Genomic DNA, 9,555 nt, shown 5'->3' with positions numbered 1-9,555 from the left:
TTAAAATAAGAGGTGATTAAAGTGAAAGTGATCAAATTTGGCGGAAGCTCCGTAGCTTCAGCTGAACAACTAAAAAAAGTCTTAGCGATCGTTACAGACGAGCCTAGCCGTCGTTTCGTCGTGGTTTCTGCTCCAGGAAAGCGAACCAATAAAGACAAAAAAGTCACCGACTTATTGATTCAATTTTATAATGCTGTTGTATACAAACATGATACTGAAGAATTGATTCGTGAGATCGTCGCTCGCTATACAGAAATTGCTGCCGCGTTCCGCGTCGATGATGATATTGAAAAAAAATTTAGCGCTGAATTACGTCAACTTCAAGAGAATTATGACGAAACAAACGCTTATGCCCTAGACAGCTTTTTAGCTAGTGGGGAAAACTTAAATGCCCAGTTAGTTGCTGCCTGTTTCCAAAAGAACGGTGTCAACGCACGTTACATCAATCCAAAAGAGTTAGGAATCACGGTTTCTAACGAACCACAAAATGCCCGAATCTTAGATGAATCCTACGATAAAATTTATCAGTGGCGAGATTCAGAGGAAATATTGATTATCCCAGGATTCTTTGGTTACACCAAAGATGGACACCTCTGTACATTTTCGCGAGGTGGCTCCGACATCACTGGCTCCATCGTTGCAGCTGGTTTAAAAGTGGATATGTATGAGAATTTTACTGATGTAGATGGTATTTTTGCTGCCAGTCCAAAATACATCCATGATCCAGAGTTAATTGAATACGCAACTTATCGCGAAATTCGCGAATTGACTTATGCAGGCTTCACAGTCTTTCATGATGAAGCCTTGATGCCGGCCTTTAAAGCACAGATTCCCGTGGTGATTAAAAATACGAATAATCCGGATTGCCAAGGAACCTTGATCAAAAAGACCTTCGAAAATGAGAATCGCAATGAAGTCGTAGGTGTTGCCAGCGATGGCGGCTTCTGCGGAATCACGATCGGAAAATATTTGTTAAACCGAGAAGTCGGGATTGTACGAAGAGTTTTACAAATTTTAGAGGATTTAAACATCTGTTTTGAACATATGCCATCTGGAATTGATGATATTTCAATCATTTTACGCGAACGTCAATTAACTCGTGATATTGAAGCTGAACTAATGAAGCAGATTGAAGAAAAGATTCAGCCTGATCAATTATCAATCGAACATGGTCTTTCGGTTGTCGCACTTGTTGGCGAAGGGATGCGCGAACGGCCTGGCACTACCTCTGACAGCACTGCTGCATTGGCACGTAAAAATGTTAACCTGCGAATGATTTCTCAGGGAGCTGATGAACGCAGTATCATCTTCGCAATCCGCAGTGAACAAGAACGATTAGCTGTCCGATCGCTTTACTACACATTTTTTGATTAAGAACTTTATATGCTTAACAGCTAAAACACAAAAAAGGAAAAGCCTTTGTTATTCGGCTTTTCCTTTTTGTCTGTCCAGCTCTTTTTTGATCAACGGTTCTGGTGCATATTTTTCTTGCCAATCATCCGGCTTCATCACTTTATTTGTTACCGGATGATAGCGAGGTTTGCCATCAGGAAAAAGTTTCCCCATATTCGCACGATGAACGATTTCAAAAATCGGTTTTGGATCAACGCCAATCAAGGCAAACGAGCCATAAGTAAAGTAGAGCAAGTCCGTCAAAGCATCGACTTCCGCAATTAGCGGATCATCAACTGCTTCGGCTTTTGTCAAAACTTTTTCTTTGGCTTGATCGACACTTTCATGAAGCTCTTTAACTAATTCAGCAAATTCAGCTTCATCGCCTTCTGCTACGCCATATAAAAATTCAACGATTTCTTCAGCTTTAAACCCCGCACGAAAACTCCCTCGTTCTTTGGTGAAGGCTTTAGGTTTATTCGGTGGTGTCGGTGCGAAGGTCTCGTGAAACTCGCGCGCCATTTGATACGGTTCGTTCATTTATTGATACTCCCTGCTCTCAACTAAGTGTAGCGATTGTTATTATTAAGTGAATTTAGATACCTGATTTGCGTGCTAAGCTTAAATTACTATGACTATTAAATAACTTCAAAATGTTTTAGCGCCTGATAAATCCCATCTTTTTCATTCGTCGCAGTAACATAATCGGCTTGTTCTTTGACCTCAGACAACCCGTTTCCCATCGCCACACCGATACCAACTTTTTGGATCATTTCGATGTCATTATAGTGGTCGCCAAAAGCCATTACTTCTTCCAGCTCAATTCCTGCTGCTTTGGTAAATTCTAAAATTCCATGATACTTTGAGCCGTTCTTTGGAACGATATCCACCGAATAAGGATTTGAACGCTGGAAGGAACAATCCGGCAACAGCTCTTGCAAACGTTGTGCTTCCGTTTCTGCACTGAAGAGTACACATTGATAGATCGGCTCTTTTAAAATCGATAACTTTTTGTATCTGCCCTTTTCTCGATTCGGACTGAAAGACTGCAATAATCTTCGTGTCGATCTTACTGGAAACCACTTAGGCATCCAGCCCGCAATTTTTTTAAGCAGCGAGTTTTGCGACCACTTCATCAGATGACTGCCATCTAAACGATAACGTCCGCCGAAAATAATTTGACGATGCTCCGCATCCGCAAAATTCACGATCCGTTGTAATGTTTCAGCAGAAAATGGTCGCTGGTAAATATCTTTTTCTTTTGTATAAACCAACTGTCCATTGTACATCACATATACATCTAACGGCAGCTGTTCAATCCGATCCTCGATTTTTACTGGACCTCGACCAGTTGCGATTCCGCAAAAGATTCCCTGCTTTTGAGCTAACCTGATTGCCTCGCGGGTGCTGTCTAACACCTTTGAATCACTGGTAATCAAGGTTCCGTCAATATCAAAAAAAATGGCTTTTATCATGGCACTCCCTCGTTTAAAATAAATCGATTTGACTTGGATTCAATCCTTCATAATCCAATTGAAGAATTTTTTTCAGTTGCATAGCATTATCGGCAGCATCGCCGCCGGAATTATTATTAAAAATGACACCAACTTCAGCGGATTCTTCGGCCGCTTGCCGAACTTTATTTCCTAGCTCCTTCAGTTCAGTTTCATTGTAACGATACAACGTGCGCTTCTTGCGCCAATCACCAGTTCGATCATTCCAATAGGCCTGATTCCTGCCGTGAAAACGAAATAGGCTGAAATTTTTATTTGTTACCGTAGAATCTAATGGAACGGTATCTGGAAGTTGCGGTTCATCGACCACTACCAAACTAAAATCCAATGTTCTCATCAGCTGTCTGGTTTTTTCTACAAACTCTTTTGCGTACCAACTATAATCTCGCAGTTCTACCGCTACAGGGAGTTCAGGAAATAACCCTCGCAGTATTTCTAAGTAAGCAACGTTTTCTTTGGTACACTTAAATTGTGCCGGAAATTGCGCTAAAAAGCAAAATAACTTTCCGCTTTCGATCATCGGCTTCATGGTTTCTAGAAAATGCTCCTGCATTTCGGACATGGAAGAATAATTATCTTGCCACTTTGCCTGTCCCGTGAATCCTGCATATAGTTTGACTACAAAGCGGAAATCTTCCGGAACTTGCGTCAACCAATTCTCAACCGAACTTTTTTTGGTGATCCCGTAATAGTTCGTATCTAACTCTACTAATGGCAGGTAACCGGCATACTCATACAAAGAAGAGGTCTTCTTACCAGTCAAACTGCTGTGTTCATTAAAAGAAGTTAATCCAATTCGAATCATAGTATCCTAGCCTCCCTTTGTTTCATAGTATACAATAAACATAGCAAAAAATTAGCAACAATGCGCTAATAACGAATGGAGTAATGATGATGAAACGGATTTTAATTTTACATACAGGCGGAACGATCTCAATGAGTCAAGATGCCGATGGTGCTGTACGTCCAGATAAAAAAAATCCTTTACTAGCGGCTGGACAAGAATTACGCCTGCCGGCTGATATTGAATTGATCGTGGAAGATTTTTCTAACCTGCCTTCTCCCCACATCACTGTTGAAACAATGTTTGATTTAAAAGAAAGAATTAAAGCCGCAAAACAAGAAGGGCTCGACAGTGTCGTTATCACTCACGGGACTGATACTCTGGAGGAAACTGCTTATTTTCTAGAAATAACCATCGGGGATTTGATGCCGATTATTTTGACGGGTGCGATGCGTTCTATCAATGAATTAGGCAGTGATGGTCTTTATAATTTTGAATGTGCGATTCGCGTTGCTGCCTCTGACAATGCTGTCGGCAAAGGGGTGCTCGTTGTCATGAACGATGAAGTTCACAGCGCCCGTTATGTAACGAAAACACATACAACAAATGTGGCAACTTTTAGAACACCGACTTTAGGACCCATCGGCCTAGTTACTAAATCAAAAATTCTTTTTAAACAGGAATTACCTAAGACGACCCGCTATGATATCGACAGTTTCGATGCTATGATCCCGATCGTTAAAGTTTTTGCCGGGATGGAAGGAGACTTCTTTAAGATTTTGGATCAAGCAATTACAGTCGATGGTCTCGTAGTCGAAGCCTTAGGTGCTGGAAATTTACCGCCGCAAACTTTACCGCCTTTCTATCATTTATTAGAAAAAGGGCTGCCGATCGTTTTAGTTTCACGCTGCTTCAACGGAATTGCTGAACCCGTTTATGATTATCATGGCGGCGGTGTGGAATTAGCACAGCATGGTGTGATTTTCTGTAACGGTATCAACAGTCAAAAAGCTCGCTTGAAATTATTGATCGCGTTAAATGCTCATTTATCAAAAGAAGAATTAAAACAATTTATGGAAGAGTAAATCTAAAAAGCGACAAAAAAAGAAGTTAAATCGAGCAATTCGATTTAACTTCTTTTTTGCCATAATATATTTGCTTCACAAGCAAGCTGATCTCCAAGTCGAATCTCGTGACGAGTTTTCACTTCTTCAGCCTCAATAATTTCATAAAAACTCTCAATGTCATTGCCATATAAAACTTCTTTATCAAATTTAACATTCACATATGATGGCTCATGCTGTGTCATAAAGTCGTAACCCAACACATCGATTAACCAGTTAAAGTACATCGCATTATTTACATGATGATTACTATCAAGGTCGTAATAACGCACATGATACAACTGCTTTTGATCTCCTTCGACTTTTTCGATCTTGGGCCAGCGTCGAATCTTTTTGACTTGCGGCGATTCATATGGCGCCATAAGTTGTGCATCAACACTGCTCATCTTGCGATTTTCGATATCCATCAATACAAAGGACATATCGATTTTCAGCAGCTCGGTTCCATCCGCATCATAAACCCAGTAGCTTCGATAACAGAAATAGCGATTGAATTCTGTCGGCTCGGTCACGATCGTAATCTTTTCACCAACCTGCGGCAATCGTTTGATCGTTATTTCTGTTTGTGTGATTACCCAAGTAATCCCTAACGTATTAATATAATCCGTTCCCCGCTCCAGTTCATCACTTTGATCGGATGACGCCTTGATAGCGACACTCAATAAAGCAGGAAACGTCATATTTTGATTGATGTCGCACTCATAATAGGCGACTTCATGATTAATGGTGTATCTTTTTCCCAATTACTTTCCTCCTAAAGCTAAGACACGATCTACCGCATCGCCGTAAGTCTCCCCAAAAATATTCAGGTGAACGAGCAGATAATAGAATTGGTAGATTGCCAGTCGATCTTGCCAACCTTCTCGCATCGGCATATTTTCTTGGTAGCTGTCGATAAATTCTTGGCGAAAGCCGCCAAAAAGTTGTGACATTGCAAGATCCATTTCTCGATGTCCGTAAGAAACCGCCGGGTCCACAAAGACAGGTCGGCCCTGCATATCAAAAAAAGTATTGCCGCTCCAAAAATCACCGTGCAATAAAGTTGGTTCAAAAGACATTGTACCCCATTTTTGATAAACCCACTCTTTAAATAACTGATAATTTTTTTCTCGCCGTGCCGTCCAGTGATTTCGACCGTTTGCAATTTCGATTTGGATCTCTAAGCGATTGGTAAAGTAAAAATCCCACCAGTTATCTGAATGTGTGTTGATCTGAGGCAACAGCCCCATAAAATTATTTCTTTTATAGCCAAACTTGATTGCCTTGATTTCATGAAGCTTGCCAAGTTCGTGGGCCAAATCTTTTTGATCCCCTTCTCCAGGTTCGATCCACTCCATCAAAAGATATGCCGCATCCGTATAACTTCCATGTTGATAAACTTCAGGCACTCGCACTGCATTTCCTAATTCAGCTAATCCATCAACCTCCGCTTGAAAAAAATCCGCCGACATTTTGGGATGGTATTTCAAAAAATAATCTTTTTTTCCATCAGTAACCCGATAAGCCTGATTGATATCACCGCCGCTGATTGGTATTGCTTTTGTTTGCAGATTAAGATAATTCAGCAATTCATCCATTTCGCCAACTCCTTATAACAAATAGATTTTTTGCAGATCTTTGATTTCGTTGGTTGATATGCCAATCCCCTCATGAATAAACTGTTCTACTGTTCCATAATTCTCTTTGATTTGTTCATAGCTAGTTTGTAAATAGATTTCTTTTGCAGACATCATGTCTTCGATTCCATGCAATGCCTCTGCTGGTACACCCGCAAGTTCGGCCTTTTTATACATCTCTTGGACGACTTTTTTCAAATACCGGTTCGTAGCCATATAATCTTCCACGATTGTTTCACTGTCTACTCCTAAGCAATCTAATAACAGGATTGCTGCAAAGCCTGTCCGGTCCTTCCCAGCTGTACAATGAAATAGCAAGCTTTCGTCTGCTTCATGATTATCCAATACTAAATCAAAAAATTTCCGATATTGGCCGCGAACATGCTGATCGGTTACAAAGTGCTTATACACTTCAACCATTTGTTGCAGCGCATTTTCACCATCCTGCATTCGCTGCATCATTTTTTTAGGCGAAGCCGACGCAGTTTCGGTTTCTTTGAGTGGGAAAATCGGCAAAAAGATGTTCGCCGCTTCCGGAATCTCCTGATCAGGTTGGGCGGTCCGCTCCTCAAGTGAACGGAAATCGACAACTTTTTTTATACCGTAATCACTTAAGTATTGTTTATCTTTTGTATCTAAGTGATTGATGTTTGCAGAACGGATCAATTTGCGATGAGCTACTTTTCTTCCGTCCTTTGTTTCATAGCCACCCAATTCTCGTATATTTTCAGCATGTCGAACAGCTAAGTGTTTAGACATCCAACCAACCTCCTTTTTGCTAAAAGTATAGCACATTGCAAAAGAAAACGCTTTTCTTGATAGAAACAAACTTCTGTCAAAAAAGGCTTCCTCCGTAGCTTGCGAAATTTCCCAATAAAATATCTTCTCTTTTTATCACCAAAAAAAAAGACCTGAAACAAATAAATTTGCTTCAAGTCTTCACTAAATTAAGCTAATGCACCCATTGGGTCCCATGGTGCTAAAACGGTCGGTTCTGCTTCAAAAGCCGCTAACTGTTCTGGTGTCAAAAATTCTTTACGAACCACGATTTGGTACGTATATTCATCCATCCATTCGTCACTCATGACAAAGAAGCCTTTTTCACCGACTTTTTCGCCCCAGCTATTTTCAACTTTCCATTTTTTGGCTTGATTATCAATCAGGTCAACGCCTGTTAAAACCATAGCATGAGTCATCATGCTTTCACCGTAGTCTAAACGTTCTGCTTTAGTCATCGTCAAATCGACATCAAACAAGTCTTCTACATCATAAGCATCTAATGCCATAATACCGCTGTCGCGAGTAGAGGATTGCCCAACATCACAGCCAAACCACACAGATTCACCCTGCTCTAACTGCTTGATTGCTAGTGTTTTGAATTCAGCCATTTCGAGATTCAAATACTTCACTTGCTTGCCATCAACTACATTACCCAGCATATCAACAGTATATGACTTCATAAAAGGTTTATCATCAGTAGGAGCATTAATGATGCTGACATACTCATCTAGATCTACACCCACATATTTTTCATAGAAACTTTGCGGTGTTAAGCCTTGATCTAAATGATAGTTCTTTTCGTCGTCTCGATATTCAAAATCAAAAACATCTGGCGGTGTACCTAACGAAATCGCCAAAAGGTTATAGACCTCCTGCAGCATCGCCTCACGATTAGCTTGAATTTCTTCTGCAGTTGCATCCTCTGCCACCATTTGTCGTAATAATACTGCGTGTTTGCGTAATAGTTTGTTCAAATAATTATTTAAATCACGTGAATTTGAACTATTGCTGCTTTCTGGCATCACGCTTTTTGGTACAACACCATATTTTTGAAAAAGTGAGACGATCATATCCCATTGTCCGCCGTCTTGCTGTGGCGTTTGTAATAGAAAGGCTACTTCACGACTCGTCACGGACTGTTCTGCTGTATTTAAAATATTTTCATAGAAATAATTCGCTTTTTCATATTTATCCCAAAAGAAGGTATAGTTTTGTGAAAGTTCAAAATCCTTCAGCTGAAATGTCGTCAATAATCTATGACGGAAGGTGTTTAAGGCCGCGAACATCCAGCAGCGTCCAGATTGTTTTTGATTCGCAACTTTTCCTGTTGCAAGATCAATTGAAAAAACCGGCGTATTCTCAACGTGCGCCTGCATGTTTTCTGCTGAAGCTCGGATACCATTTTTCACTACGCCTCGTTGAAGTGCAACTTGTTTTGAATTTTTTGCAAAAGCTTCACGAAAAGCTTGGGTTCGTTCATTAGTAATTTTTGACATAAAAAAACGCCTCCTTGCCCCTCATTTTACGCTTAATGAGGCAAAGAGACAATTACTTTACAAGCTCGGCTGTAAAACTTGTTTCCCTTTTTCTATCCATTGACCAACTCGTTTACTGGATAAAGTGGCGGTCAACAGCATGCTGCCGATAAATAATAAGAACAACTCTAGTGAACTGATTTCAAAATCAAGCTCCAGCGCGCGCAGTCCTTTGACTAAAAAACCATGGAGCAAATAAACCGTTAATGTGTTTTTTCCCCAATTAGAGAAAAAATGACGTTCTTTTGGAACCAACAATAAAAAAGCGATGATCCCAACCAAGCCTGCCGCAAAGAATACTAAACGTTGCGGTCCGCCAAGCAGCGGTTGCGTCAAATAGTCCTCATAAGGTTTAGATCCAAAGACCCAATATTTATTAATCAAATCATTTCCCTGGATAAATAAAAACAAGCCGCTAAATAAAAGAAGCGCGATCCATTTCTTAGGATAAGTTTTCAGTTTTTCGACCCAGCTTTTCGGAATCACATATCCCACCATAAAATATGGGAAAAAGGTCAACGTCCGTTGAATAGCCAAATAACGGTCAAAAATCGGAAAATAACCGACTAACAGTGCCACGAGCACACTCGCGATCAACACTTGCTTCACAGTAAAGTATTTAGTTAAATGCAGCAAAACATTCCAACCGAATAAGCTCAATAAAAACCAAAGCGACCATTGAGGGATTCCCAGATTTAAACTAAAGGAGTCCTGCAAGCCAATCAGTGTGTAATAGCCTGAATAAAGGACTTGGAAAAAAATATAGGGTAAGACTAATTTTTTTATTAGACTCAGGATCGGCTTAGGGCC

At 40.3% G+C, this 9,555-nt stretch carries 10 protein-coding genes; 2 read left to right on the top strand and 8 right to left on the bottom strand.

Annotated elements, in window-relative coordinates:
* The first annotated feature begins 21 nt into the window (after positions 1 to 21).
* Positions 22 to 1,374, top strand: a complete 1,353-nt coding sequence (locus A5875_RS00190; RefSeq protein WP_088931743.1) for an aspartate kinase — start codon at positions 22 to 24, stop codon at positions 1,372 to 1,374.
* A 48-nt stretch (positions 1,375 to 1,422) separates the two neighbouring features.
* Here the strand turns inward: A5875_RS00190 and A5875_RS00185 are convergent, their stop codons facing one another.
* The 3 genes from A5875_RS00185 to A5875_RS00175 form a co-directional block, all read right to left on the bottom strand.
* Positions 1,423 to 1,932 (bottom strand): HAD family hydrolase, encoded by a 510-nt coding sequence (locus tag A5875_RS00185; RefSeq protein ID WP_088931742.1) that lies wholly within the window; start codon positions 1,930 to 1,932, stop codon positions 1,423 to 1,425.
* Between the two features lie 98 nt (positions 1,933 to 2,030).
* Positions 2,031 to 2,867: a Cof-type HAD-IIB family hydrolase gene (locus tag A5875_RS00180; RefSeq protein WP_088931741.1), complete on the bottom strand. Its 837-nt coding sequence runs from the start codon at positions 2,865 to 2,867 to the stop codon at positions 2,031 to 2,033.
* Positions 2,868 to 2,880: 13 nt separating this feature from the next.
* On the bottom strand, positions 2,881 to 3,711 hold the full coding sequence (locus tag A5875_RS00175; protein WP_088931740.1) for a DUF72 domain-containing protein: 831 nt from the start codon (positions 3,709 to 3,711) through the stop codon (positions 2,881 to 2,883).
* 89 nt (positions 3,712 to 3,800) lie between these two features.
* On the opposite strand from A5875_RS00175, the gene A5875_RS00170 reads away from it, so the two are divergent.
* Positions 3,801 to 4,775: an asparaginase gene (locus A5875_RS00170; protein ID WP_088931739.1), complete on the top strand. Its 975-nt coding sequence runs from the start codon at positions 3,801 to 3,803 to the stop codon at positions 4,773 to 4,775.
* 44 nt (positions 4,776 to 4,819) lie between these two features.
* On the opposite strand, the gene A5875_RS00165 is transcribed toward A5875_RS00170, so the two are convergent.
* From A5875_RS00165 to A5875_RS00145, 5 genes are all read right to left on the bottom strand, one after another.
* Positions 4,820 to 5,557, bottom strand: coding sequence for an acyl-[acyl-carrier-protein] thioesterase (locus tag A5875_RS00165; RefSeq protein WP_088931738.1), 738 nt, complete (start codon positions 5,555 to 5,557; stop codon positions 4,820 to 4,822).
* The gene (locus A5875_RS00160) at positions 5,558 to 6,391 is read right to left on the bottom strand and encodes a fructosamine kinase family protein (protein ID WP_088931737.1); all 834 of its coding nucleotides are present in this window, start codon (positions 6,389 to 6,391) and stop codon (positions 5,558 to 5,560) included.
* A 12-nt stretch (positions 6,392 to 6,403) separates the two neighbouring features.
* The gene (locus tag A5875_RS00155; protein ID WP_088931736.1) at positions 6,404 to 7,189 is read right to left on the bottom strand and encodes a tyrosine-protein phosphatase; all 786 of its coding nucleotides are present in this window, start codon (positions 7,187 to 7,189) and stop codon (positions 6,404 to 6,406) included.
* Between the two features lie 188 nt (positions 7,190 to 7,377).
* A complete protein-coding gene (locus A5875_RS00150) occupies positions 7,378 to 8,706 on the bottom strand; it encodes an aminopeptidase C (RefSeq protein ID WP_088931735.1) in 1,329 nt (442 codons plus the stop codon).
* Between the two features lie 57 nt (positions 8,707 to 8,763).
* The coding region (locus A5875_RS00145) for an acyltransferase family protein (RefSeq protein ID WP_088931734.1) at positions 8,764 to 9,555 on the bottom strand (792 nt) is incomplete at its 5' end.

Origin of the sequence: Enterococcus sp. 3H8_DIV0648 (assembly GCF_002140655.1) — a bacterium.
Lineage (GTDB): Bacteria > Bacillota > Bacilli > Lactobacillales > Enterococcaceae > Enterococcus_A > Enterococcus_A hulanensis.
This window is presented reverse-complemented; position numbering and strand designations above follow the sequence as displayed.